Annotated in this window: 28 protein-coding genes; 12 read left to right on the top strand and 16 right to left on the bottom strand. The window is 54.7% G+C overall.

The annotated features are described in order from the left end of the window. The coding region (locus tag JIN85_RS16065) for a hypothetical protein (protein WP_200272612.1) at positions 1 to 198 on the top strand (198 nt) is incomplete at its 5' end. Positions 199 to 315: 117 nt separating this feature from the next. On the opposite strand, the gene aqpZ is transcribed toward JIN85_RS16065, so the two are convergent. Further along, positions 316 to 1,029: an aquaporin Z gene (gene aqpZ / locus JIN85_RS16060; protein ID WP_200272610.1), complete on the bottom strand. Its 714-nt coding sequence runs from the start codon at positions 1,027 to 1,029 to the stop codon at positions 316 to 318. A 124-nt stretch (positions 1,030 to 1,153) separates the two neighbouring features. Here aqpZ and JIN85_RS16055 point away from each other — a divergent pair, with 124 nt between their 5' ends. Together JIN85_RS16055 and JIN85_RS16050 are read left to right on the top strand one after the other, a co-directional pair. Continuing rightward, positions 1,154 to 2,083: a lysophospholipid acyltransferase family protein gene (locus JIN85_RS16055; protein ID WP_200272608.1), complete on the top strand. Its 930-nt coding sequence runs from the start codon at positions 1,154 to 1,156 to the stop codon at positions 2,081 to 2,083. A gap of 59 nt (positions 2,084 to 2,142) precedes the next feature. Beyond that, a complete protein-coding gene (locus JIN85_RS16050; protein WP_200272606.1) occupies positions 2,143 to 3,120 on the top strand; it encodes an N-acetylmuramoyl-L-alanine amidase-like domain-containing protein in 978 nt (325 codons plus the stop codon). Here the strand turns inward: JIN85_RS16050 and JIN85_RS16045 are convergent. Together JIN85_RS16045 and JIN85_RS16040 are read right to left on the bottom strand one after the other, a co-directional pair. After that, the gene (locus JIN85_RS16045; protein ID WP_200272604.1) at positions 3,115 to 4,695 is read right to left on the bottom strand and encodes a glycogen synthase; all 1,581 of its coding nucleotides are present in this window, start codon (positions 4,693 to 4,695) and stop codon (positions 3,115 to 3,117) included. The two genes, JIN85_RS16050 and JIN85_RS16045, sit on opposite strands and share 6 nt — an antisense overlap. A 127-nt stretch (positions 4,696 to 4,822) precedes the next feature. Next, positions 4,823 to 5,440: a hypothetical protein gene (locus tag JIN85_RS16040; RefSeq protein ID WP_200272602.1), complete on the bottom strand. Its 618-nt coding sequence runs from the start codon at positions 5,438 to 5,440 to the stop codon at positions 4,823 to 4,825. Between the two features lie 167 nt (positions 5,441 to 5,607). Here JIN85_RS16040 and JIN85_RS16035 point away from each other — a divergent pair, with 167 nt between their 5' ends. The 6 genes from JIN85_RS16035 to JIN85_RS16010 are packed head-to-tail and all read left to right on the top strand — an operon-like array spanning position 5,608 to position 12,515. After that, on the top strand, positions 5,608 to 6,999 hold the full coding sequence (locus tag JIN85_RS16035) for an efflux transporter outer membrane subunit (RefSeq protein ID WP_200272600.1): 1,392 nt from the start codon (positions 5,608 to 5,610) through the stop codon (positions 6,997 to 6,999). A 35-nt stretch (positions 7,000 to 7,034) separates the two neighbouring features. Continuing rightward, complete coding sequence (locus tag JIN85_RS16030; RefSeq protein ID WP_200272598.1) at positions 7,035 to 8,333, top strand: efflux RND transporter periplasmic adaptor subunit; 1,299 nt, start codon at positions 7,035 to 7,037, stop codon at positions 8,331 to 8,333. A gap of 48 nt (positions 8,334 to 8,381) precedes the next feature. Then, positions 8,382 to 9,101: an ABC transporter ATP-binding protein gene (locus JIN85_RS16025; protein WP_200272596.1), complete on the top strand. Its 720-nt coding sequence runs from the start codon at positions 8,382 to 8,384 to the stop codon at positions 9,099 to 9,101. Positions 9,102 to 9,122: 21 nt separating this feature from the next. Continuing rightward, positions 9,123 to 10,340: an ABC transporter permease gene (locus JIN85_RS16020; protein ID WP_200272593.1), complete on the top strand. Its 1,218-nt coding sequence runs from the start codon at positions 9,123 to 9,125 to the stop codon at positions 10,338 to 10,340. 19 nt (positions 10,341 to 10,359) lie between these two features. Then, a complete protein-coding gene (locus tag JIN85_RS16015; RefSeq protein ID WP_200272591.1) occupies positions 10,360 to 11,031 on the top strand; it encodes a response regulator transcription factor in 672 nt (223 codons plus the stop codon). Further along, positions 11,028 to 12,515 carry a sensor histidine kinase gene (locus JIN85_RS16010; protein WP_200272589.1) on the top strand — a complete coding sequence of 496 codons (1,488 nt, stop codon included), beginning with the start codon at positions 11,028 to 11,030 and terminating at the stop codon, positions 12,513 to 12,515. The genes JIN85_RS16015 and JIN85_RS16010 overlap by 4 nt, the downstream gene beginning before the upstream one ends. Positions 12,516 to 12,519: 4 nt before the next feature. Here the strand turns inward: JIN85_RS16010 and JIN85_RS16005 are convergent, their stop codons facing one another. The 4 genes from JIN85_RS16005 to galE all read right to left on the bottom strand — a co-directional run bounded on the left by JIN85_RS16005 (position 12,520) and on the right by galE (position 16,162). Further along, positions 12,520 to 13,626: a PulJ/GspJ family protein gene (locus tag JIN85_RS16005; RefSeq protein WP_200272587.1), complete on the bottom strand. Its 1,107-nt coding sequence runs from the start codon at positions 13,624 to 13,626 to the stop codon at positions 12,520 to 12,522. Positions 13,627 to 13,647: 21 nt separating this feature from the next. Further along, entirely contained in the window at positions 13,648 to 14,373 is a 726-nt protein-coding gene (locus JIN85_RS16000; RefSeq protein ID WP_200272585.1) for a type IV pilus modification PilV family protein, read from the bottom strand. Positions 14,374 to 14,377: 4 nt separating this feature from the next. Next, positions 14,378 to 15,070, bottom strand: coding sequence for a pilus assembly FimT family protein (locus JIN85_RS15995; RefSeq protein WP_200272583.1), 693 nt, complete (start codon positions 15,068 to 15,070; stop codon positions 14,378 to 14,380). Between the two features lie 75 nt (positions 15,071 to 15,145). Next, complete coding sequence (galE, locus tag JIN85_RS15990) at positions 15,146 to 16,162, bottom strand: UDP-glucose 4-epimerase GalE (protein ID WP_200272581.1); 1,017 nt, start codon at positions 16,160 to 16,162, stop codon at positions 15,146 to 15,148. A 121-nt stretch (positions 16,163 to 16,283) separates the two neighbouring features. Between galE and JIN85_RS15985 the strand changes: the two genes are divergently transcribed. Continuing rightward, positions 16,284 to 17,153, top strand: coding sequence for a hypothetical protein (locus JIN85_RS15985; protein ID WP_200272579.1), 870 nt, complete (start codon positions 16,284 to 16,286; stop codon positions 17,151 to 17,153). On the opposite strand, the gene JIN85_RS15980 is transcribed toward JIN85_RS15985, so the two are convergent. The 3 genes from JIN85_RS15980 to nuoB form a co-directional block, all read right to left on the bottom strand. Continuing rightward, on the bottom strand, positions 17,142 to 17,933 hold the full coding sequence (locus tag JIN85_RS15980; protein ID WP_200272577.1) for a rhomboid family intramembrane serine protease: 792 nt from the start codon (positions 17,931 to 17,933) through the stop codon (positions 17,142 to 17,144). The genes JIN85_RS15985 and JIN85_RS15980 overlap by 12 nt on opposite strands. Before the next feature lie 65 nt (positions 17,934 to 17,998). Further along, positions 17,999 to 18,568, bottom strand: coding sequence for an NADH-quinone oxidoreductase subunit C (locus JIN85_RS15975; RefSeq protein ID WP_200272569.1), 570 nt, complete (start codon positions 18,566 to 18,568; stop codon positions 17,999 to 18,001). 24 nt (positions 18,569 to 18,592) lie between these two features. Further along, positions 18,593 to 19,093: an NADH-quinone oxidoreductase subunit NuoB gene (gene nuoB / locus JIN85_RS15970; protein WP_234047471.1), complete on the bottom strand. Its 501-nt coding sequence runs from the start codon at positions 19,091 to 19,093 to the stop codon at positions 18,593 to 18,595. A gap of 163 nt (positions 19,094 to 19,256) precedes the next feature. Between nuoB and gluQRS the strand changes: the two genes are divergently transcribed. Further along, positions 19,257 to 20,105, top strand: coding sequence for a tRNA glutamyl-Q(34) synthetase GluQRS (gluQRS, locus tag JIN85_RS15965; RefSeq protein ID WP_325109652.1), 849 nt, complete (start codon positions 19,257 to 19,259; stop codon positions 20,103 to 20,105). Here gluQRS and JIN85_RS15960 read toward each other — a convergent pair. The 6 genes from JIN85_RS15960 to JIN85_RS15935 all read right to left on the bottom strand — a co-directional run bounded on the left by JIN85_RS15960 (position 20,074) and on the right by JIN85_RS15935 (position 24,353). Beyond that, positions 20,074 to 20,589: a gluconokinase gene (locus tag JIN85_RS15960; protein WP_200272565.1), complete on the bottom strand. Its 516-nt coding sequence runs from the start codon at positions 20,587 to 20,589 to the stop codon at positions 20,074 to 20,076. The two genes, gluQRS and JIN85_RS15960, sit on opposite strands and share 32 nt — an antisense overlap. A 13-nt stretch (positions 20,590 to 20,602) precedes the next feature. Further along, positions 20,603 to 21,556: an acetyl-CoA carboxylase carboxyltransferase subunit alpha gene (locus JIN85_RS15955; RefSeq protein WP_200272563.1), complete on the bottom strand. Its 954-nt coding sequence runs from the start codon at positions 21,554 to 21,556 to the stop codon at positions 20,603 to 20,605. A 16-nt stretch (positions 21,557 to 21,572) separates the two neighbouring features. Continuing rightward, positions 21,573 to 22,469: a LysM peptidoglycan-binding domain-containing protein gene (locus tag JIN85_RS15950; protein ID WP_200272561.1), complete on the bottom strand. Its 897-nt coding sequence runs from the start codon at positions 22,467 to 22,469 to the stop codon at positions 21,573 to 21,575. A 76-nt stretch (positions 22,470 to 22,545) separates the two neighbouring features. Beyond that, positions 22,546 to 23,082, bottom strand: a complete 537-nt coding sequence (locus JIN85_RS15945) for a hypothetical protein (RefSeq protein ID WP_200272559.1) — start codon at positions 23,080 to 23,082, stop codon at positions 22,546 to 22,548. Positions 23,083 to 23,178: 96 nt separating this feature from the next. Further along, the gene (acpP, locus tag JIN85_RS15940; protein WP_200272557.1) at positions 23,179 to 23,421 is read right to left on the bottom strand and encodes an acyl carrier protein; all 243 of its coding nucleotides are present in this window, start codon (positions 23,419 to 23,421) and stop codon (positions 23,179 to 23,181) included. A 110-nt stretch (positions 23,422 to 23,531) separates the two neighbouring features. After that, the gene (locus JIN85_RS15935; protein ID WP_200272555.1) at positions 23,532 to 24,353 is read right to left on the bottom strand and encodes a hypothetical protein; all 822 of its coding nucleotides are present in this window, start codon (positions 24,351 to 24,353) and stop codon (positions 23,532 to 23,534) included. Positions 24,354 to 24,484: 131 nt separating this feature from the next. On the opposite strand from JIN85_RS15935, the gene fbaA reads away from it, so the two are divergent. Beyond that, positions 24,485 to 25,516, top strand: a complete 1,032-nt coding sequence (gene fbaA / locus JIN85_RS15930) for a class II fructose-bisphosphate aldolase (RefSeq protein WP_200272618.1) — start codon at positions 24,485 to 24,487, stop codon at positions 25,514 to 25,516. Positions 25,517 to 25,584: the final 68 nt, after the last annotated feature.

The following is a 25,584-nucleotide window of genomic DNA, read 5'->3' as shown; positions in this document are numbered from 1 at the left end:
TCCACCACCCAGGTCCTGCAAACCAGCACGGACCTCATCAACTGGACCGACACCGAGATCCCCTCGGCCACCTCCGGAAATGTGGAAATAACTTCTGATACTCCATCAGCCGGATATGAAACGGTGACCGTTATCATCTCCACTGAAGAAGCTCAGTCCGGCAAGTGGTTCGGGCGCTTGTCTGTGACCCGCGACTAACGAAGATTCAGAAAAACAAGCAATGATGAGACGGGCCGGTGGATCAAACCACCGGCCCGTTTTTTGTTAGAAACGCATCGGCGTGATTCCGCCGAAGTTCATCCGCGCCGCATACGGTTAAAACTCACCCTTTGGCGCGATCGCATTTTCGGAGCGTTGGATCAGCCCATAAACCACTGCGCCAATTGCGGCGCCGAGGATCGGTGCCAGCCAAAACAGCCAGACTTGGGAGAGAAAATCGCCACCTGCAAAAAGGGCGACGGCAAGGCTGCGCGCAGGATTCACCGAAGTATTGGTTACCGGAATACTGATCAAGTGAATCAAGGTCAGACCCAGGCCGATTGCCACGGGTGCCAAACCTGGATGCGAGCGAGGATCAGTCGCTCCCAGAATGATGATGAGAAAAACGGCAGTCATCGTCACTTCGGTGACAAAGCATGACAGCAGAGAGAATCCAGCGGGTGAATGAATGCCATATCCGTTCGATGCGAATCCTTGGGATGGGGAAAATCCGGCATGACCGCTGGCAATCACATCCAAAATGCCCGCACCGATGATGCCTCCGACCACTTGAGCAAGGATGTAAGGACCCAGCTCTTTGGCTGGAAACCGCTTTGCCATCCAGAGCCCGATCGATACCGCTGGATTCAAATGGCAGCCGGAGATGTGACCGATTGCATAAGCCATGGTCATCACCGTTAACCCAAACGCCAGGGCGACTCCTGCCCAACCGATGCCAACCCCTGGGAATCCAGCCGCGAGCACGGCGCTGCCGCATCCGCCTAGCACCAACCACATCGTCCCGATCATTTCAGCCGCGTATTTTTTCATGATTCAATTCTGATTCGCGAAAAGAACATTGTTTTAATCTTCATTCATCAAGCAAATTGTCGATGATGCTCCGGTTGCTAAAAACCGTTGCAGCGCAAGTGCACTCGGGATTTGCTGGGGGTTCGTGACGGAATCCGACAAAACCAGACTCAGCCGCCGACTTGGTGTGTTCGGTGATTTGCCAACGCGCGCAGCTCGCGGGGCGATGCATCTGGTTCCGTGGTTTCTCGAACCACCACTGGTCGCCGGTTGGACCGCCATTTTCTTCGTGATCGCCAGCAAACAACGGCGAGCCGTAACCACCAATCTCCGGGCACTTTTCCCGGAATGGTCCAGAGCCCGAGCGATCTGGGGAGCCTGGCGCGTGTTCTGGAATTTTTCCGTGACGTTCGTGGACGGGCTTCGCTGCGAAACCGAAACGGGGGGTGTGGACTGGTCCGTCGAAGGACAAAAGTGGTTCGAGGATCTCGCAAAAAAACAACAAGGCTGCATGCTGCTTACCGCTCACATGGGCAATTACGACATTGCCGCGCCCATGTTCTCCACGCGATTCGGCAAACCGTTGTTTGCGGTTCGGTCGCCGGAACGCGAGCCGGAATTGCAAAAGATCCGTGAAAAGGAAATGCTCGAGAAGCAACGGCATCACCCGTTTTTCCGGACTCTGTATAACGAAGAGGGCAGCATGCTTGGTATCGAATTGGCGAGAATCCTCAACGAGGGAAACCTCGTCGCCGTGCAAGGCGATCGCGTCGTGTTCGAGGTTTCTCCCATGGAAGTCGAAGTCGAACCTGGATTGCAGATGACCTTGCCAAAAGGGCCGTTGGTGCTTGCGCGCATCACCCATGCACCGTGCTACCCTTTGTTCATCACACGGATCGGCTGGCGGAGATATCAAGTGAAGATCTCCCGCCCCTTGGAGCTACCACCGCGGCGCCGTGGCGATGATTCGGAGGCGACCAAAATCTGGGCCACGACCTTGTTGGAGGTGGTGCGCGAACATTGGTCCCAGTGGTTCGTCTTTGAAGAAGTATTTCGCCGGGATTCTTCGAAATAAGTTTTCCGCACTTCTCTGAACGATCTTCCCATTCTGTTGGATTGCGATACACTCGGCCCATGAGTGGAAAATTGCGTGCCGCGATGATCGCAGGTTTCGTCGCCATCCTTCCGATTCCGGCTTTTGGCCAAGCCCTTCCACCGGCAAGCCCGGTCCGTTTGCCATTGTCCACTGTGTTCAAAGGTGAATCCAAATTTCAGGCCATCATGGCAAAAGCCACGCGGGAAAATTGGCGCAAACTCCCGATCGGCGAACGCACGGCCCGGGTTGCCCGCGAATTAATCGGCACGCCCTATCAAAACTACACGCTGGAAGTCGACGACCACATCGAGTCACCGGTGGTGAATTTGAATGCGATGGATTGCTGGACGTTTTACGAAGACTCCCTCGCGATCTCCCGGTTGATTGCTTACAAACCCGGCCCCTATTCGGAAAATGACCTGCTTCACATGGTCGAGCTGGAGCGTTACCGCAACGGAGTTTGCACCGGCAATTACCTAAGCCGCATGCATCACCTCGAAGAAGTTTTCTACGACAACCAGCGGCGCGGATTTTCCACCAACATCACGCCACAGATTCCTGGCGCGGTGAGGTTGCAGCGCCAGATCCACGAAATGACCGTGGCGTGGAAATCCTACCGCTATCTCAAGGCAAATCCTTCGCTCATCCAACCCATGGGACGAATTGAGGCGCAGGTTTCCAAATTGCCGGTCTATCACATCCCTGCTGATAAAATCCGCGCCAGCGAAAAATACCTCCAAAACGGAGACATCTGCGCGATCACCAGCCACGATAAATACGGCTACACTTCGCACGTTGGCATGATCATTCGGATCAAGGACCGTGCGTATTTCATGCACGCCACCTCGGATCGCGACAAAGGCCGCATGACCATCATCGATCGACCCATCACGGATTACGTCAATGGATCATCGACCCATGCCGGCATCATCATTTCACGGCCGAAAGATTTTCCTGCGTCGCCGCTTTGGCAGAAAAACCTGGCCGGGCAGCAAAAAACAAACGGCGCCTCATAAAGCCGCCTGCTGTGCAGCGAGCTCCTTGGCGATCTCTTTGATTTCCTCGCCAGCTTCTTTCTCGACCAATGGCCGGGCGAGCATTTGCTCGTAAATCGCAATGTAGTTCCGCGCCACTTCTTCGTGGCTGAACTCGTTGCGGCTCTGGCGCATGATTCGCGAGATTTCGCGGATACGGATTTCTTCCGGAAGCGCGTAAAATTCCATCGCCCGGTCGATCGCCCAACGGAAGCCTTTCGAGTCGTAGGTTTCGAAACGGAAGCCATTCCCGGTGGATTCATCAACATCCAGATGCCGCACCGTATCATAGAGTCCGCCGGTGGCGTGGACGATCGGAAGTGAACCGTAAATCGGTGCCGTCATTTGCGGCAATCCGCATGGCTCGAACTGCGACGGCATGATCATGAAATCCGATGCCGCGTAGGCCCGGCGTGACAATCGCTCATCGAAATCGACGATCGCCACCCGCTCGAACAAGTTGAAGTCATGGATGATTTTCTTGATCCAGCGTTCATACGGGCCATTCGCCACCACCACGACTTGCAGATCGCGCTCCCAGTAATCCGACACCAGTTGATAGAGAATTTCGGTGAGCAATTGCGGACCTTTCTGCATCGGGTCCAGCCGTGACGGCCAAAACACCATCGGTGCCGATGCGGAGACCTTGAGATGGAGCTCGGCTTGCAAGGCTTCCTTATTCGCCGCCTTCCCTGCAGTGAAATCAGTGTCGTCGAAATTCTGCACCAAGGTTGCATCCAACTTCGGGTTATAGGATGCATCGGGAGCATTCAAAATTCCCGTCGCGCAGTTGGCCCAATACTTGTTGCGCAGCTCCTGCCGAACCGAATGCGGAACCATCGGATGCCATCCTTCGACAATTTCCCACAGGAACCTCGGGCTCACCGTGTTGATGAAGTGCGCGGCAAAAATCCCGGAAGTCAAAAGATCGACCGGTAGATGCGATCTTGCATTGTCGTAATTGTCCGGCGCACCTGCGAAATACAGATTCATCCAGAACTCTGCTGCGTCGATCCCCGTTTCCTCAACTTCGGAGAGCGAGACCTGACGCGTGTGAATGTTGTGCACCGTGAACAGGCTTTTGATCCCACGACGCCGAGCCATCCCGGGGATCAGCGCGGTCATCCAGTCGTTGCAGTGAATCAAGTCCGGCCGGACGTGTGGCACAATGTGATTGATGACTTCACGCTGGAAGATCAGCGCAATCTTCATCGCCTCCTCTGCCCGGTTGCTGTAAACCTGCTCCCGGTAGTAGAAAATCCGATCCTCCGCCAAGTGGATGTGAGCTTCCGGCAGCACTTCATGGTACCTGCGCAGCTCGCGTTCATGAAAACTGAAAACGTCTCCCTGGAACATCCGCCGATAGTTCGGCATCGCCACATGAACGTCCGCACCGAGCGAGAACAGCGCGGAAACCAGCGACGCTGACACATCAGCAAGCCCACCAGCTTTCGCCGACATCCGCTGCGCCATGTTCCCCATCCCGGGCGGCAGGTAGGTGATTTCCGGGGTAACGATCAGAATCGTCGGGCGATCGGGATGGGAAGAAGCTGCCATGGGATTTTTGGAGCAAACGTTAGTTGCTAAGCACGTTACATACTGAATCGCATCGGGAGAAATCTCGACATCAAAATCCGCAAATTAGGAGATTCTCTTACTTGCCTGAGAGAATCCGCCCTAAATCTCATCGACCGACCAAATATCGGACACAGTGTTGCGACCAGGTTTCCAATCGCTCGAATTTTTCCCCGGCAAGTTCTTCCAGAGAACTGAAACCAAGGTCCAGCAGCGCGTCTTCGCGTGAGGAAACCGATTCGGAATCGAGTTCGATGACGTGGACAATGCCCAAGTGCACCTGGCCGACAGGATTCGACTCATCATTCAGGAGTGCGACGATTTTGGATTCGTATTTCGCCGGCAGTTCCAGCTCCTCCTCGATTTCGCGAGCGACAGCGGCGAAGTAGGCATCCCGGCCGACTTTTCCATCCCCTGTGTCCACGGGATTGATGTGACCACCGACGCCGACCGAGATTTTCGCATGCAGCCGGTTTTCTCCGCCGGCTTTGCCACGGGTGTAATGCAGGACCCGATCGCCACAGCGGAAAATGCAATAAGCGATCAATTGCTTGTGGCTTGGATCATCTTCAGCCGCAGCGCGATCCATGAAAAAGTGTTTCTCCGGGTCCAGCAAAACCTCCAGCGCCGCCTCTACCCCATCGCCGCGGATACCTTCGAAAGCTCCCAGTTGATCCAGCAAACTTCTTGGCACCACCAACACTTCCTCACCTGCATATTTCGACATGCCGCCACCATAGGGCGGCATTTTCTGCCGCCAAGCCAGGACCGCTGATGGGCGCAATTTCCCCCGCTGATCAGGCGTTTCGAAACGAACATTTGAAAAATTTCAGAAATTTTCACCGACTTCACGCTTTCTAAAGGTTCGCGCCGCTATGTTGGCACCGCTTTCACATGAAACCTGTTCGCTTTTTCCTCATCCCCGCCGCGCTCACCCTCGGTGGTTGCGCACTCACTCAGCAATCGCTGCCGGACCATCCGTTGCCTCAGGAATGGAAAAATGCCGCAGGCTTTCCAACCGCGTCGGTCAGTAAAGACCTCTCCCGCTGGTGGGGGCGCTTCAACGATCCGGTGCTGAACCAGCTCATTTCCAAAGCGCTGAAGAGCAACCCTGACATGGCGATCGCTTCGTCGAATATCCGGGCATCGAAAGCCAGCTTGGTCTCCGCCCGCTCCAGCCTTTTCCCGTCTCTCAGTGGCAGTGCTTCCGCAAGCTCCAGCTCCACTTACATCGATGGAAACCATGCCGACACCAGCGAATCCTACTCCGCCGGGCTCAACGCTTCATGGGAAGTCGACTTATTCGGCAGAAACCGGAACTCCACTCAGGCAGCCGCCGCCAATGTCGGCGCCGCGGAAGAAAATTTCCATTCCGTCCAGGCTTCGCTCGCCTCACAGGTCGCCAATGCCTACCTCACCCTGCGCTCGACCGAAGCTCAGCTGGCCCTGACCCGCAGCACGATCAAAACCCGTGAGGAAACCTACAATCTTACCGACTGGAAACGCCAGGCGGGCGAAACCGACTCACTGGACACCAATCAATCGCTGACTTCCTTGGAACAAGCCCGTTCCTCCATTCCCTCCTACGAGCAAACGGCGGAGCAAACCCGCAACTTGCTCGCCAAACTCTGCGGCCTCGCCCCTGGTGGACTGGATCAGTTGCTTGATAGTGGCAGTGATCAAATTCCAAGCCCACCGAGCAGTTTGGCCATCGGCATTCCAGCGGACACCTTGCGCCAACGCCCTGATCTTCGATTGGCTGGCTACCAGTGGCTCGCTGCAGCGGCCAATACCCGCGCCGCACAAGCCGATCGCTATCCGACCCTCACGCTCAGCGGTAGCCTTGGCACGAACTCGCTTTCCGCCTCGAAGATCTTCGATCCGGAAACCACCACGACCAACCTCATCGCCGGACTCACGGGCCCCATTTTTGATGCCGGAAAAATCCGCGCCAACATTGCCAACCAAAGCGAAGCACAAGAGCAGGCGCTGCAAACCTACTATTCCACCGTGCTGACAGCGCTTTCGGAAACCGAAGACGCGCTGATTGCCTGCCGCCGGACGACCGAGCAACTTTCCTCCACGGAAAAAGCAACCGAGGCCGCACGCAAGGCCGATGAACTCGCACGCCAGCGCTATCAGGCAGGTGTGGTTGACCTGCTCACCGTGCTCGATACCCAACGGACTTTGCTCTCTCTGGAGCAATCCCTGATTTCCCTCCGCGCCAGCCGCTCCGCTGCCTTTATCGATCTCTACGTCGCTCTCGGCGGCGGCTGGTCGAACTAATCTCCGTTCATTTTACAATTTTCACCCCTCAGAACATGGCCTCAGAACTCGCTAAAACCATCCATTCGAACCGCACCAAGCCATGGAAAAAATGGCTCATCGGGATCGTTATCGTCGTTGTTGCCGCAGGATTATTCCTTTGGTTCCAGGATCGTAAGACCCAGGAAAACAACCGCCCGCATTTCCAAACGCAGGAACTGAAACGTGGCGACATTTCCCTCACCATCACCGCGACCGGAAACCTCAGTCCGACCAACGAAATCACCGTCGGCAGTGAGTTGTCGGGAACTTGTGTGGAAATCTACGCCGACTCCAACGACGAAGTGAAAAAGGACCAGCCACTTGCCAAGTTGGACACGGTTAAATTCGCCCAAAACGTGGAAAGTAATCGCGCATCGCTCCTTTCCGCGCAGGCGAATCTGAAGCAGACCCAGGCGACTCTGGAGGAAAACGAAGCAACCCTAGCTCGCTACGAAGAACTGCACCGCCTGAGTAATGGTCAAAGTCCTTCAAAAGCGGACATGCAAACCGCGAAAGCCGCTGTCTCCCGGGCATCAGCCGATTTGGAATCCGCGAAAGCTTCCATCGCCATCGCTGAGGCGAACTTGAAGACCACCGAGCGCGATCTCGGCAAAACCGTCATCACCTCACCGGTAAATGGCATCATTCTGACCCGCTCGCTCGAAGTCGGCCAAACCGTGGCTGCATCCCTGAACGCTCCCGAGCTTTTCACCATCGCTGAAGATCTGCGGAAAATGGACCTCGTCGTCACCGTTGCGGAAGCGGACATCGGCAAGGTTCAAAAGGGCCAAACCGCCACCTTCACGGTCGATGCCTGGCCGAACCGGAACTTCACCGCCAAAATCAAAAAAGTCTCCTACGGCTCCACCGTCACGGAAAACGTCGTTACCTATGACACCGAACTTGAAGTCACCAACGATGACATGAGTCTCCGCCCCGGCATGACCGCAACCGCTGACATCGCCGTCTCCAGCGCCAAGGATGTGTTTCTGATTCCCAACGCCGCCCTGCGCTTCGATCCAGCACGCGTCGCCGCAGCCAGCAACGCCACCGAACCGAAAAAATCCTTCATGCAATCCCTCATGCCCGGACCACCTCGCCGTCGTGGAGGTGGCGGACAGTCATCGAAAGAGGGAGCTGGTGGAGACGAGAAAAAACCAACTCCACACGTCTGGATTCTCAAGAATGGCAGACCTGAAAAAATCAATGTCACCACCGGCATCACCGACGGCAAATTTACTGAAGCCAGCGGACCTGAACTCAAGGACGGTCTGCCGATCATCACCAGCGTGAACCCGACCTCAGGCAATTGATCAATCCGCCAACTCCGGCATTCACTCCACGCTTACCAAGCTGATATCATGAGCCAAGAAACTCTCATCGAGTTGCATGACCTCACCAAAACCTACGGGGTTGGTGATGCCAGCTTCCAAGCCCTGCGCGGCATTGACCTGACAATTCATCGTGGCGAATTCGTCGCGGTAATGGGTCCGTCCGGCTCTGGAAAATCCACGCTGATGAACCTGCTCGGATGCCTGGATACGCCCACTTCGGGAAGTTATCAATTTGAAGGAATCGAGGTGGAAAAACTCGATACCGATCAGCGGTCGCTGCTGCGTCGGCATGCACTTGGATTCATTTTCCAAGGCTTCAACCTTCTCGCACGGACTTCCGCGTTGGAGAATGTTGAGCTGCCCTTGCTTTATCGCGGCTACTCCAGAAAGCAGCGTCATGAAATGGCCCGCAATGCTCTGGCCAGCGTCGGTCTGCCGGATAAAGAAAGAAACACCCCTGCCGAACTTTCCGGCGGACAACAGCAACGGGTTGCGATTGCCCGCGCGATCGTGACGAATCCCGACACGCTCTTTGCCGACGAGCCTACCGGTAACCTCGATTCCAAAACCACCACCGAAGTCATGGAACTCCTGTGTCGGCTCAATGAAGAACGTGGCATCACCGTGCTCATGGTGACCCACGAGGACGAAGTCGCTGCTTATGCCAAACGCACGGTGAGCGTGCGAGATGGGTTGATCGAATTCGACCGCATCAACCAGTCCAGGCCGCTTAAAGGTCAGCATTAACCTCCCGCCACCCACATTCTCATGTTACTCAATGCATTTCTCATCGCCATCCGGGAAATCCGGCGGAATCTCACACGCGCTTTCCTCACGGTTCTCGGAGTGGTGATCGGCGTGGCTGCGGTGATCACCATGGTCACTCTGGGCCGTGGTGCTACCGCCAGCGTCAAGGAGCAGATTTCCAGTCTGGGCAGCAACCTTCTGGTTCTTCGCCCGGGTCAAGGCTTTGGCCCACGCGGACCATCCGCCGGGGTTCCACTTTTCACGGAATCAGATGCCGAAGCCATTGATGAACAAGTCGCCGGCATCCAGGCGGTTGCCCCCGTTGTCAGCACCTCGGTATCGACCATTTACCTGCAAGAGGCACGAACCGGCAACGTTACCGGGACTACCCAGGAATACTTCGAAATTGGCAACTGGAGCCTGAAGGAAGGTCGTTATTTTGATGATGAGGAAATCAAAACCGGTGCCGCTGTCGCAGTCATCGGCGAAACAGTCCGCAAGGAGCTGTTCGGATCTGCTGACCCGATTGGATCGAAAATCCGCCTGAAAAACACCTCCGTCGTCGTGATCGGACTGCTCAACTCGAAAGGGCAGACCGGCTTCGGAAACGATCAGGACGATACCGTGGTGATGCCGATTTCCACGCTGCAACGCCGCTTGGTTGGTCTGGTTTCAAAGCAAAACGTCAACCAAGTGATGATTTCCGGCAAGGACGGCTATCCAAGCGCGGTCCTGGTTTCAGACATCACCGCCTTGATGCAGGAAAGACGCCACATCCGGAAAGGCATGAGCGATAACTTCAGCGTGTTCGACACCCGCCAGATTGCCGACGCCGTCAGCTCCAGCACCCAGGTGATGACCACCCTGCTCGCGGCGGTTGCGGGGGTAAGTCTACTGGTCGGCGGTATCGGCATCATGAACATCATGCTCGTTTCCGTGACCGAACGGACTCGCGAAATCGGCATTCGTCTCGCCATCGGCGCCCGGGCGCGTGAGGTCTTGCTGCAGTTCCTGGTGGAAGCTGTCACCCTGTCATGCGTCGGCGGACTCAGCGGCATCACGCTCGCCTACACCATGTGCGTGATTCTTTCGAAAGTGATCAGCGTGCCATTCACGTTTGATCCGACGATCAACCTCTACGCGTTTGTATTCTCTGCAGGCATCGGAATTTTCTTCGGCTTCATGCCGGCACGGCGGGCTGCGGCACTCGATCCGATCGATGCGCTCCGCCACGAATAATCCGGCCAATTCTTGAAGTATGAGAATCCTGATCATCGAGGATGACCCCCTTCTCCTGCGCAGCCTCGCTGCCATGCTAAGGGAAGAAAACTATGCCGTGGATACCGCTGCCGATGGGGAAAGCGGACTCTACAAATCAACGGTCTCTGACTACGATTGCATCGTCCTCGATGGCATGCTTCCCATTCTCGATGGTTGGGATATTCTCCGCCAGCTGCGGCAAATCAAACACACTCCCGTGCTCATGCTCACGGCGCGGGATACCATTCCAGACCGCGTCCGCGGCTTGGATGCCGGAGCAGACGATTATCTCACCAAACCCTTTGATGGCGAAGAACTTCTTGCCCGCATCCGGGCATTGATCCGGCGCAGCCTCGGCCGAACCACCAGCGTGCTAAGGATCGGAGAAATCTCGATCGATACCGCGGCTCGTGAAGTCTCGCTCAGGGACATGCCGGTTCTGCTCACACCACGGGAGTATGCGTTGGTCGAATATCTGGCACACCGCCAAGGCACCGTTGTCTCGCGAACTGAGCTCTACGAGCACCTGTTCAGCGATGACGATGACACGCTCTCCAATCTCCTCGATGTTCACGTCTCGAACATCCGGAAAAAAATCGGCCACGAATTCATTCAAACCCGCCGCGGCCACGGCTACCTGATTGCCGCAAATCCCGACTCCGAATCATGAAACTCTACGCCAGGGAAATGAACCCCGCACCGGATATCAAACGCTCCTTGTTCGATCCGAGTTCACTCCGCTGGCGCCTCCAACTCTGGCATGCACTGATTCTAGCGGGAGTCATCACCGCCTTGTGTCTGCTCGCCTGGCGACTCGCAGCGCTCGATCGCCATGAGCGGATCGATCACGAATTGGAAACGTTCGAGCGCTCCTTCATCCGCCATGTCTTCGAGCGAATGGGAGATTCGGGTAAAAATTCTTCACCGCCAACTTCAGAGGAAATCCAGAAGCAGTTTACGAGTTTGCGGAATGACCCATCGAGCTTCCCGCTCCACATGAGAGGGTTGTTCGATCAATCCGCATCGGACGGCATTTATCTCGTGTTCTGGGATGGAGAAGGTCGCGAATTGTTTCGATCCGCCAACGCTCCGCACAACATCGCGTATCCCACGAAAAATGAGGATCGCGATGCACGTGGCGGGCGGTATTTCGACGGGCGCAGAGAATTGATTCGCGGTGGTCCACAAGGGGCACAACGACTTGTCGGGCGAGACATCAGCTCAGACATGACCGCCTTGAGACGACTCGCCCTCCAAATTGGCATCAGCGGAACCTCCCTTTGGATCATTGGACTGCTCGGTGGCTGGTGGCTGGCTGGACGTGCCATTCAGCCCATCAGCGCCATCAGTAAAACCGCCTCGCGCATTGCGGGCGGCAAGGTTTCTGAACGGATTGATATTGAAGACACCGATAACGAACTCGGTCGGCTCAGCCATGTCTTGAACGAAACCTTTGACCGTCTGGAAAACGCCATCGAGCGCCAACGCCAATTCACCGCAGACGCTTCCCATGAACTGCGCAATCCCCTCACCGTGATTCTCTCCGAGACCTCTCGCGGGCTGAAACGAGATCGCGATGCAGAGGCCTATCGCGAGATCCTATCCACCTGCCATGATGCAGGAACCCGGATGCGCTCACTGGTGGAGTCCCTCCTCATGTTGGCCCGCCAGGATGGCGAACATGAGTTTTCATTTCACGAACCACTGGACCTCTCAGAAATCGTTCAAGACTCCCTGCGGCTTTTACAGCCCTTGGCGGAAACCAAAGACACCACCATTCAGACCTATTTGGAGCCAGTCCTGATCGATGGCGATACCCGCGGTCTTTCCATCCTGGTGAACAATCTGGTTTCGAATGCCATCGTCCATCAAAAAAATGGAGGCCAAGTCATCATCCGGGTCTGGAAAGATGAGCTGAATGCATTCCTAACCGTGGCGGACAAGGGGGACGGCATTCCCGAGCAACATTTGCCACGTGTGTTCGATCGCTTTTATCGGGTAGATCCCGCTCGCGGGCAAACAACCGGCCACTCGGGGCTAGGTTTGGCCATTGCAAAAGCCATAGTGGAAAACCACCACGGAGAAATCACCGTATTCAGCAAAATCGCGGAAGGCACGGAATTCACCGTGCAGCTTCCGCTTCATTCAGCCTAAGCGATTATCGCTTCGGCAATTCGACAACTTTCGAATACTCGTAGGAGTTCTTTGCGATGAAGTCCGCCTTGTCAGCGTCACTCTTGAACTTACGAGTGCGCATTTGGTCGGTGGCGTAATTCGTCAACACCGTCAGGGAAATCTCGACCGCTGCGATGCGGCCCTTGCGGAGATTCGACAAAGTCAGTTCCTGATTGCTTGAGCCACTCCCACGAGCACCAATAGCACGCCCCTTGCCGTTCAGATCACCTGAGCTCAACCGAGTTTTGCCCGTGGATCGACGTAAACTTGTCGGAGTGCTCAAAGATCTGCTTCGTGAGGTACGACTGTTAAGCCCCGAAGCGGAACCGCCATTGATCACGATGTCGTTGCCGAAAAGTTTCACTTCGCGATATCCATTCGAGTTTTGACCGAGTGTCACCCGTCCAACCTGCGATCGGATCGTTCCATCTGCCTCACGCACGTTAACTTCGACTTGGAAGGTGATCGTGTATTGGTACACGTTCTCGCAAACGAAGTTTTCAGGAGAAGAACGACCGTCCATGTATCGCTTGAAGGAATTCTCCAGATCCTCGGAACCTAACAGATCGCGATAGGTATTGTCGGGATCAACGATTGAGCGGTAGAGCACAAAACTCGGGAAAGACTTCACATCCTTATCGGAAAGCGAGCTCACATCCCCGAGAATGGGGTCCTGATATTTCAGTTGATAGGCAACACAAGCGACATCTCCAAGTGCATTAATACTTGAAACATCGCCATTGTAGCGATCGGTAGGAGCGGTGAAAAAGACCAGATCAGATGCGTTTGGACTTTGCAGGGTCTCGGTTCCGAGATCGTCGGTTGAGTATTTCGCCCACAACCACTCGAAATTGTTGCCGCTGCGACTAACCATCGCCTGGAAGTCAGACGCCATCGTATCGACCATGGCCTTCGCCTGTCTGGCTGCACTGACCTGAGATCGACTGCGAGTCCAGGTATCAAGTGCGATGGAAGTAATGGAGACGAGAACCGATACGATGATGGTGGTAATCACCATCGCAACCATCAGCTCGATGAGGGTAAACCCTTTTTTCACCGGGCCCATTAGGGATTTTTTGGAAATTGTCATACTCTGGGTGCCTGGATTGGGTTAGCGGCGTACGGCGAGGTTGCGGACGAAAACCGGATTTTTCGCGGTCTCAAACCGCCTTTTGAATCCGTCCCCTTTGAAGTATGCAACCGTTGTGGTTGGCATCGCGTGGAATTCAGCGGCGAAGGCAATCACTGAATCCGGATAGCGATCCGGCACCGAAACTGCGGTGTCATTGCGTGGATCGAGAATCTTGCCATTAGTCTTGTTTGGATCAGCTACCAAACGATCTTGCTCGTCAAAGGTTAGCTGGGTGCATTTTACCAAAAACAAAGTACCCTCAATCGCAGGCAGATCGTTGAAGAATTCCGGATCATCCAAACGGCGCACCATTGGAAGAACGATGTAGTCTTTACCTGGTTGTCCCTTGGCGGATTTGACCGGCTGTAAAGTCTCATCGGATCGGATGCTGTCCGGGTTGGCACGATACTGATAAACGAAGATAGCGGTGCGGTAATCATCGCACTCATCCAACCAAGTGAATGCTTTGTCGAAGCCGCTTTTAATGGTGGTTGTGCTTTCGTTCTTATGGAGCGTGACCAATTCGCGTTCCACGGAAGTCGCCAACCGGTCCGCTTCCTGGGCATTGATGGAGCGCTTGATACTGTTGGCAGCAGGGCCGAAGACAGCCATGAAACCTGTAAGCAGGACTGCCAATACCCCGATGGCAATAACCGTCTCAAGCAAGGTGAAGCCACCTTTTTTCAAATTCTTTCCAGATTTCATAGATTCAGAATTCTTTGACTTTTTCAGGGAGGTTCATTTGCGCTGGGCTGCGAAATTCTGAAGTCCGAGAATTTCTCCAAATGACAAATCCACCGAAATCCATTTTGCCAGAACTGGTGACGCGAGGTTTTTCTGCTTTCGGAGGACGCGCTCCTGAGCCAATCACGAAAGACGCTCCCGGGGTTGAACAAATCCCCTCTTTATTGATCTGATAGTAGTAATAAACGCCACGGTAATTCGCAGTTGTATCGTCCGGGCCGAGTTCCATTTTTTCCATCGTTTCGCCATCAACCTCATTCTTTTGACGGCTAAAATCCTGGCTGAAGTAGGTTTGTTCAGGAAGCAAAACGCCCCGACCGTCGATTTTCCAAAGATCGGTCATGCGGCCTTCATCATCCAACGGATGGTAGGCGATCAAAATGCGGCGAAGATAGTTCACGGTATCCGATGGATCACCCGCGCTGATCAGCACGCGAACATCCGTGTTTCTGCTGACAGCGGTTGCGCGAGCTTGATCGAAGATCCCCTGGGCACTGGCAACGGCACTGCTGACGCCCTTTCCGGCAGCCAGATTACCAATACCAATGGCCCCCATGGTCATGAGGATGGAAATAATGGCGATCACCGTCAGCAACTCCACCAGGGAGAAACCTCGAGACCGCGACTTGGGTCGGGGGTTAGGTTGATACAAGGACATCAGTTGGGATTTTGTTTAGGAAAAAGGTTGCGTATTCTGCGATCGATCGCAAGCAACAATGTCAATACATCGCAATTACCTTCCGCGCGTATTTTCGGGATAGCGGCCTTGCCGCTCGCTCGTCATCCACGCCCAGGCTGAACGGACCATGTCGCGGATATCCTTTCGTTGGGCGACCCAACCGAGAACTTCCTTGGCGTGAGTAGGATCGGCTACCAGCATGCCAGGATCACCTGGGCGCCGAGGGCCGAACGTAACTGGCACGGTTTTTCCGGTCACTTCCTCGACAGCGGCGATAATTTCTTTGACGGAAACCCCCACACCCGTGCCGAGGTTGCACTTCACCGGATTTCCGCCTTTCATCAGGTGATCCAGCGCGCGGCCGTGCGCATCAGCCAGATCCTCCACATGGATGTAATCGCGGATGCAAGTTCCATCCGGGGTATCATAGTCAGTCCCAAAGACTTCCACTTTTTCGATTTCACCTGTCACCGCCATCATCACCCGCGGGATCAAATGAGTTTCAGGATTGTGATCTTCGCCGATCCGCCCGTCCGGCGAACAGCCACTCGCGTTGAAGTAGCGCAAGCAGGCATATCTCAAGCCCCAGGCATGCCCGCAGTCTTGCAAAATCCATTCCACCATCAATTTGCTCCGACCATAAGGATTGATCGGATTTTGGGGATTCGCCTCGGTAATCGGCACCACCTCAGGCACACCGTAAGTTGCACACGTTGAAGAAAATACAAAACTTTTACAACCAAACTCCTGCATCACCTGCAACAGAACGATCGGTGCGGCTGTGTTGTTTTGGTAGTATTTCAGCGGATCCGTAACGGATTCCCCGACATAGGTGTAAGCTGCAAAATGGACAACCGCGTCAAACGAATGCTTTTTGAAAAGCTCGCGGACCAGTTCCGCATCCCCCACCTCACCAACCACCAGTTCTACCTGAGGATCAATGATTGCCAACTCGTGACCGTATACCAGATTGTCCAAGACGACGATTTTTCGACCTTGGGATGCGAGCATTCGCACAGTATGCGAGCCGATATAGCCGGCTCCGCCGGTAACAAGAATGGTTTCGCTCATGATGTTGGGATGCCAGAGGAAACCCGAACCTCTCGCCTCCTGTCAACCCAGCGCTCCCCGGATTCAAAACTTTCGTGAAAAACCAGTCGAATACGTTGCGTCACGGAGTAGTCTTATCGACATGATGAAACCATTCGGCTTTTTGATCGCCGCCGCTATTGGCGGACTCCTGATGACTTCCTGCGTCTATGATCCGTACTACACCGCCGGAAGCGTCTCTTACGGTTATGGCGACGGATACGGCTATGGGGGCAGCTCATTTTCCACCTCAGTATTCGTCAGTACGGGTAACGCACGCTGGGGTTATGACCCCTACTGCAATAGCTATTACGACTATGTCAGCCACCGCTATTATGACCCCTATCTTTATGGATATTATCCAGTAGGTTATCGCCCCCCCATGATTGTAGGTGTGCCACGGCCACATGGATGGCAGCCAGGACGCTATTGCCCTCCACCGAGCCGCATTAATAACCGGGTTCTCAGCAACTACCGCAATCGGGAAACGCTCTACCGGAATTCAAATTATTCCTGGTCGAATCAGGTCCACATGCAACAGCCACAACGCGGCTCCCAGCCTAACGGAAGAAGCAGTAGCCCAAACCGGCCTCCGCAACAACAGCCGAGCCGCAATCAGCCGAGCCGCAATCAGCCGAGCCGCAATCAGCCGAGCCGCAATCAGCCGAGCTACAACAATACGCGGAGCACCCAGCAGGCCCGACCTCAAAATTCCCCTCGCCCTCAAACTCAAAGCTCCCGGGATTCGAGAAATTCCAGCCACAGCAGCTATAATTCTCCGGTAAGTACCCGGGACTACAGCCCACGGCAACAAATTCGTCCAACACCCCAACAACCGCAACGCCAGGTAGAATCCAGATCGACCTACTCGAATCCAAGCCAATCCCGACGCGCCGCGCCTCAACGCTCGGAAACCCGGGAAACTCGGAGATCGTCTGATAAAAATCAGCCTGAACGGAGATCACGGAGCTGATTTGCCCGCTTCAGGCGTAGGCTGCGGTCCGTTGCCATATTTAGCCTCCCGCCGTTCTCTTTGGCGGCGGAGGCTTGCTAGCGAAACCCTGGGCCGGAGCAACCAACGCCCCACTATCCATCCGGCGAGTGCACCTCCCAGATGACACGAATGTCCCACTTGGAACAAAGTATCCAAACCATGAACACTGAACCAGGTGCCTATTTTTTCGAACCCCGGGATCTCCAATCTGCGGTCCACCAGGGTCAATATCAATTCCCCGATCACCAATCCCATTCCGAGCGCCTTCCCGGACACCGGCAAGGGCCACATTCTGGACTCTGGGGACAAGGTTGTCAGCAAAAGCAATAGTCCGACGCATCCTCCCGACATCCCAATCAGGACGGGAGCTTGATCGCCAGCCAGACTCATGGGGAGATGCCCGATCCCTCCGCCTAAAATACCGGCAAACAAGGTCACAAGGAAAACGCGAGTCCCCAGCATTTGCTCCACCCTCGACCCCAACATGATCAAACACATCATGTTGAGCCCCAGATGGAGCAAATTCCCATGGAACCAGGCATAAGTCACCAGTTGCCAGATTTTCCCATGCAGGACTTGTTCCCCGGATAAGCCAAATCGGATGACCCAGGGGGAAATCTCACCGCTCTCGGTGATTGCGCCTCCCTGGCTTTCCAAAAACAAGTGGAGTCCGATCATTGCGATGACCACCACGGCCACTGCCCAGGATTTCCGGATCTCCCGGAACTTTTCAGCACCATTTAAGAAAAAAGTGCCCATAAAATCGAAAAGTCCCGCGTGAAGTAAATCTGCCTTTGTTTCTCATAGCCGATGCCCGCAGTCAATCACTCGATGACATGTGCTCTCGGTTCGCGGCGAACGGTGTCTTCACCACCAGCGCTTGTTACGAAGGGACCGCCTTCCAGAGGCGCGACACCCGTAAACGCCACGTCCGGCATTTCGGTTGGGCGACCGGCCAGGGGGAAATCCTTCCTTAATGGAAAATAAGGGTAACCTTCCCACATCAAGATCCGCTTGGTGCTCTCGCGACCAGAAAATGGAATGCCCATCATGTCCCAAACTTCGCGCTCGTGCCAATCCGCCGCTTGCCAGAGATCCACAACCGTCGGGACTTCCTCATCCTCAGCAACGGCAGCTTTCACCCGCAGATGTTTGGCATCGTCACAGGTCGCCAATTCATAAACCACCTCGAACCGTGGATGATCACCGAAATGGTCAACGCTGGAAACGTCCAAAAGCATCTCAAACCCCAGGTCTTGGCGGCATTTTTCCAACACCGGGTGCAACGATTCCAAATCCACCACGATGGTGGTCTCTCCCCGGAATTCCGTCACTCCTTTGAGTTTATCCCCTACGGTTTCGCGGAGTTTCTGGACATCTTCTGCAACACTCATGATCTGCTAAATTCGTGTCTCCGCTCACTCCGCGGCATGTTTCTGATCCCAAGTTGAAGATTCCCCCTCGATCTTGGTTTGCAGCTTCATCAACCCTTCGATCAATGCCTCTGGCCGGGGTGGGCAGCCGGAAACATACACATCCACCGGGATCAATTGATCGATTCCCTGCAAAACGGCGTAGCTACGATACATGCCACCACTCGAAGCACAGGCCCCCATCGCGATGCACCATTTGGGCTCTGGCATTTGATCCCACACCCGTTTGACAGCGAGTGCCATCTTGTAGGTGACCGTTCCAGCGACGATCATCACATCGCTCTGCCGCGGAGAAAAACGCATCACTTCCATCCCAAACCGCGAAATATCGAACCGGCTGGATGCCGTCGCCATCAGCTCGATCGCACAACAGGCCAGGCCCATCGGCATCGGCCACAGTGAGTTTTTCCGCATCCAGTTGATCGCGGCGTCCACACGGGTAAAAATGACGTTTCCTTCAATTTTGGAATCGTAGGCCGCGTGCATGGGTTCAGACGTGGGACTAACCATAATTTTCTCGGATTGAGACTCCTGATAACCTGACTTGTCTGATTTCGTTGCTCAAGGAGATTGTGAAGGAATTCAGATTCCAATCCCCGGATGGCCGCTTTGCTCTTGATGACGAGTGGCCAGCGCGGGAATTTCCAGCGTGACCATTCGCACCCGATTCGCTCCCAGCCCAACGGGTAAATTGCATCTCGGCCACGCCTATGCCGCCTTTGTCGCTCATGATCTTGCCCGAAAACACTCAGGACAATTTCTGCTGCGCCATGAAGACATCGACACCACCCGCGTCCGCGAGGAATTTTACGGCGGTATCGAATCCGACCTGCACTGGCTGGACCTCAGCTGGGATGAGCCGCCGCTACGGCAATCGGATCGACTCGATGCTTACGCCTCAGCCTTGGAGAAATTAAGAAATCTAGGCACCGTCTATCCTTGTTTCTGCACTCGACGCGAAATCCTCGCAGGCACCCAATCCATCCTCTCCGCGCCGCACGGTCCGGATGGGCCGCTTTATCCCGGAACATGCCGGACTCTCACTGCAGACGAACGCGACGCCAAGATCGCCGCTGGTGTGCCTCATTGCTGGCGGCTCGATGCTGCAGCGGCTTCTGAGTTTGCACCGCATTTAAAATTCACTGATCTTCGCTTAGGCGAGCATCCGGTTAATCCGCAGCGTTTGGGCGATGTGGTCTTGGCCCGCAAAGACATTGGCACGGCCTACCACCTCGCGGTTGTGGTCGACGATGCCTTTCAAAAAATCACCCACGTCACTCGCGGGGAAGATTTGTTCGAGTCGACCCATGTGCATCGCCTGTTGCAGGCCCTGCTCGGATTTCCTGAACCAGTCTACCTGCATCATCCGTTGATTCTCGATGAAAACGGTGTCCGCCTGGCCAAGCGAAATGAGTCGATGGCTGTCGAGCATTTCCGGGAAAATGGCACTTCCCCGGAGAGTCTTTTCAGTCAGTTCCCCGACCCAATTTCTGGATAATCTGCTCAGTGACCGATTCGGCCGAACGGTCGGTCGAAACCGTCACCACATCCGTCTCGTCCTCACCGGGTTCTTCCAGCGCGGCAAATTGGGAATCCAGCAGGTGCGGCTTGAAAAAGTGCCCTTTCCTCGCCTGCATCCGCTCGAGAATCAGATCCTTATCTCCCTTCAAATAAACAAATCGCAGCCCCGGGTTTCCATTTCGCAATCGATCCCGATAAGCCTTTTTGAGCGCGGAACAGACCACAACCGACGCACCACCCAAGCGGTTCATCGCAAAAATCGCATCGTTCAGTCGATCCAGCCAAGGTGCTCGGTCTTCATCGTTCAAAGGATGGCCTGCCGCCATTTTGAGCACATTGGCCCGTGGATGGAGAAAATCCCCGTCCACGAACTTGGCTCCGGTTTTCTCCACCAGAGCACTGGCGATCGTAGATTTTCCGCTGCCGGAAACGCCGATCAGGACAATGACTCCTTCAATCATCGGCGCGAAAGCATCACTTCCCTTCCCATTCCCCGAACTTGCGGAACTTCTCATAACGCTGATCCAGCAATTGCTCCACGGATAGCGCCTTGAGTTCTTCCAGCTGCCCAAGAATCACTTTCTTGAACGACTCCGCAGTCGTGATGTGGTCATGATGCGCACCACCTGTCGGCTCCGGGATCACTCCATCGATCAATCCCAGCTCCATTAAATCCGGTGCGACCAATTTCATCGCCTCGGCGGCTTCAGGAGCGTGCTTGCGATGTTTCCAAAGAATGGCTGCACAACCTTCCGGGCTAATCACCGAATAGTAAGCGTTTTCCATCATCAGAACGCGATCCGCGACACCGATTCCAAGTGCTCCGCCCGAACCACCTTCGCCTAGGACGATGGCAATGACCGGCACTTTCAGCAGCATCATCTCACGGAGATTGTAGGCAATGGCTTCGGCAATGTTGCGCTCTTCCGCGCCGATCCCCGGGAATGCTCCAGGCGTGTCGATCATCGTCACGATCGGCAGGCCGAATTTTTCCGCGATTTTCATCAACCGCAGTGCCTTGCGATATCCTTCCGGGTGGGCGCTGCCGAAGTTGCGCAGCAGGTTTTCCTTGGTATCGCGGCCTTTCTGATGGCCGGTCACCACCACCCTCTGGTCGCCGATTCTTGCAAATCCGCCGGGCATGGAATGGTCATCGCCGATGTGGCGATCGCCATGGAGTTCGAAAAACTCCGTGAAGGCGAGTGATACGTAGTCGAGCATGAATGGGCGGCTCGTATGGCGGGCGATCTGGACTCGCTGCCAAGGAGTTAGGTTTTTGTAAATCGCGGCACGGGTTGCCGCCAGCTTGCCTTCCATGATGGAGATTTCCTCCGACATGTCGATATTCTGGGAGCCGGATTTGGCGCGAAGTTTTTCCAATTCGCGTTCAAGTTCCGCGGCGGGCTTTTCAAATTCAAGGAGCTGCATGGTGGCGGGAGGGAAATTAGCGGGTTGAATGACGGATTTCCACCTCATTTCCCGGTCGGGTGAGCAAGGTGAGTTCTTCGAGATCGGTTGGACTGATGTAAATGCCGCGGGGACGGATTTCGGTGGTTTCGTGAAATGGGCGGATTTGGATCGTATCTTTATCGATCTGGATCATTTTCTCCGAACCACGGTATTTGTCGGACTCCTGCCGGACGGCACGACCGTCGACATAGCCAGCTTCGGAGGTAATTTTGCACTTTTTGGAAGCCAATTTGCCGGGAATAACATAGTCGAGAATCAGGTAGTCGCGCAGAAATTTGCCACCGTCCCATAAGGAAATTGCCTTCCGTTCGGGTTCGATCATGAGTCGGAAATTGAGTGGCATGATGATCAGCTCATCTCCCGGTTGCAGGCTGCCAAGTTCCAGCAAGCCATTGAGGTAGACAATCATCTCCAGCGAAGTTTGGTTTTTATTCGCGATCAGATTGTAGGAATCTCCCCGTTTCACCACATAAGTTTCCTTCCCTTCCATGTGGGCGGTTGAGAGAACTTCATCCAAATTCATATCGCCGACGATGCGGCGTGCCGTCGGGGCAGCTGAAGAAGTTGGAAAAACATTGATGATGGTATTGAGCTTTTCGCGGGCTTCCTCAAGGTGGCCCATCGCCAACAGACTATGCGCCTTTTGAAAGGCTTTCTCACCCGGATCAATATCCGGAAGCTCGGCGGAATCGAGCATGCTGGCAAAATCCGCGTCTTTCTGGCCACCAATGATTTCCGTCGGGTTTGGAACCCATTTGGACATCATCGGCAAGGGCTTGATCATCACGTGATAGACCAACATTCCGGTGACCACCATCACACCAAGCACCGCAAGGAATGCGACTAATTTGATGAAGAAACTGAACCTCATGCGAATGCGGTGAACATTGAATAATTCCAGCGCCCCGTAAACCTATCTCTTTGGTTCAATTCACGGAGCATCCTCTTCACAGCAAACCGCGTCGTTTAAAATCGAAGGCATTGATATCGTGAGATCTGAGGATCATCTCGAACGAGAACTTCAAAATCGAAACCTCCCAGGCATCATCCACGCCCTCGATCACCGCGAGCGAGGGATTTCCCGTGCGGCGAATATCCTCGAGAACGCGTTCACGGACGGCATCGATCGAATCATGGACGATTTCCTCGCTGACCTGGCCGCGCCGGAATTGGAAGCCATACTGCAAAAAGGCCAAATTCTTCCCTTCCGCGCGGAGTTTATCCACCAACTTCTCAAGGCGATCCCGTGCGGACTCGTCGAATCCATCCAGCTCGATTTCCCGATATGGCTCGGGGCGGAGGATTCGTGGCTTCATCGCCTCAACCTCGCCAGTCCGGATCCGGACTTCCCCGGTGCGATCCATCAGCTCGCTGATGAGCTGGAATTCAAATCGAGTCTCCCCAAAAGTCTGGATGCGGCGATCCGGCTCGCGCAGGACCTTGGTCATCTCAAGGGCATATTGGATATCGTCTGGTGAATGCATGAGCTTTCAGTATCCGGCGGGAAGCTGGCTATTGCAAAGAAAAGGACGGACACCTGAATGGAGCCCGCCCTTTTGAAAACTTACGCCTACCGGAAATTAGCCTTGCTGGCTGTTGATGTAGGTCACGACGTCACCGACGGCTTGAAGCTTTTCAGCTTCTTCATCAGGAACCTCGATGTCGAATTCTTCTTCAAATGCCATCACGAGTTCAACGGTGTCGAGCGAGTCGGCTCCGAGGTCTTCGACGAATTTTGCTTCCGGGGTTACTTGGTCGGCACTGACGCCGAGTTGATCGACGATGATATCCTTGACGCGGTCTTCGATGCTTTTGTCAGACATGGGCTGCTATGGTTAATTGGTTGGCGTTGCGGTTGGTTATCGCGTGGCTGGCGGACTTGGCAACCTCGAAAAAGCGCCGATAGTCTGAAATCCACGCAGAAATTGATGATTCAGGCGGTTTTCTCTTCAGAATCTGCGGTTTCCTCGTCCGCAACAGCTGTATATTCAATGATCTCACCGGAAAATCGCGAGCGGATGAATTGCATCAATTTTTCCGCTGGTTCTCCCTGTTCCTTTTTAAATCCGCCGTAGGTCAAGCCGTCGATTCGAATGCGTCCTTTCCCCGATGCCCCATCGTAATCGATAAATCCGAGGCCTTTGGTCTCCCATTTCCGAAGATCCAGGACTTTCAGATCAGCAAATGCCACCTTGCGGCCGGAAGCTGGCGACACCCCGGAATCGTCGACAGAAATCGAGCGGCCAAGAGTGCGGATCAGGAAAAACAAGGCGACCAGAGCCAGAGCGAGACAAATCCAAAAAACAGTCCATTGCTCATTGATTTTCTGCAACGTGTGCGGCTCTTCCGCCACCGTGCTGTCCCAACCGCGCTTGCCGGTGTATTCGATCCAGAGCGAGTTCCACTGCAGTGGCTTCACTTTTTCGTAGTTTTGTAAAATCTCGGGCCACGGCATCGGCAGCTTCATTCCGCTGGGCAGTTCCGCTGGATTTTCCGGAAAAATCACCGTTTGGGCGGCCGCGTATTGCTTCCATTCGTCAGCGGTGAGCGTGCCGCTGGAATTCATGCGGGAAAAATCCTTGTTCGCTTTTTGGAAGGCCTGATTGAGATAAAACACCTCGTTTTCCTGCCGATATCCCACCGAACCATCGCGGTAGAACATGAACGCAAACACGGCAAACATCAGGAACATGGCCACGGCACGAAGCAGAAACCAGGGAGTGGGCTTACAAACGATTGGTTCGGACTGTGTCATCGGATGACATGGAGCCAATCCAGATTGCCGTGCTCTTGCAAGCCACAAGCGTCACCCGGACGCCAGGATTTGTCCACAAGTGCGCATTCCGGCTTGTCTGGCGTTCGATGCTTGTTTACGGAAGCATCGCTATGCCAATCGCCACTCCCGAACAATATTGCGCCATGTTGGACGCCGCCCAAAAAGGTGGCTACGCTTATCCAGCCATCAACGTCACGTCGCTCACCACCATCAATGGTGCGCTTCGCGCGTTTTCCGAGGCAAAGTCGGACGGAATCATCCAGATTTCCACCGGCGGCGGGGAGTTCGCTTCCGGCACCTCAGTGAAAGACGCCGCCTTCGGTGCGATCGTCCTCGCCGAAGCCTGCCACCTTTTGGCTGAAAAACACGATGTCCTCATCGCCCTCCACACCGACCACTGCCATCCGGAGAAGGTCGAGGGATTCCTCAAGCCACTTCTCGAAGCATCCCGCAAGCGGATCGCCGAAGGAAAAGGCCCGCTTTTCCAATCCCACATGTTTGATGGATCGGTCATCGACCTGAAAGAAAACCTCACCATCTCCAAAGAACTTCTCAAAGAGTGCGCCGAGCTCGGCATCATTCTGGAAGTCGAAGCCGGCTGCGTCGGCGGTGAAGAAGACGGTCACGACACATCCGGCCTCCCTATCGAAAAGCTCTACACCACTCCTGCCGACATGGTGGAAGTTTACGAAGCGCTTCAACCAATCGGCCGCTTCCTTTTCGCTGCCACCTTCGGCAACGTTCACGGAGCTTACAAGCCAGGCGCTGTCAAACTGAAGCCAACCATCTTGCGCGATGGCCAAAAAGCCGTGACCGACAAGCACGGCGAAGCGGCAGAAATGGACCTCGTGTTCCACGGAGGTTCCGGCTCCGACCTTTCGGAAATCCGCGAAACCCTCGACTACGGTGTGGTGAAGATGAACATCGACACCGACACTCAATACGCCTTCACCCGTCCAATCGTGACCCACATCTGCGAAAACATCGAAGGCGTGCTCAAGATTGATGGCGAAGTCGGCAACAAGAAGGCCTACGACCCACGCGCCTACCTCAAGAAAGGCGAACTGGGCCTCTGCGAGCGGATGAAAACCGCTTGTGACGATCTCCGCTCCACCAGACAGACGATCTTCGGCAAAGTCTGATCGATCCTTTGAACAGGGCGGCCTTGGATACCCGGGGCCGCCCTTTTTTCGTTTCAACTCCTCCCTCT

Source organism: Luteolibacter pohnpeiensis, from assembly GCF_016595435.1.
In the GTDB taxonomy this organism is placed as follows: domain Bacteria; phylum Verrucomicrobiota; class Verrucomicrobiia; order Verrucomicrobiales; family Akkermansiaceae; genus Luteolibacter; species Luteolibacter pohnpeiensis.
This window is presented reverse-complemented; position numbering and strand designations above follow the sequence as displayed.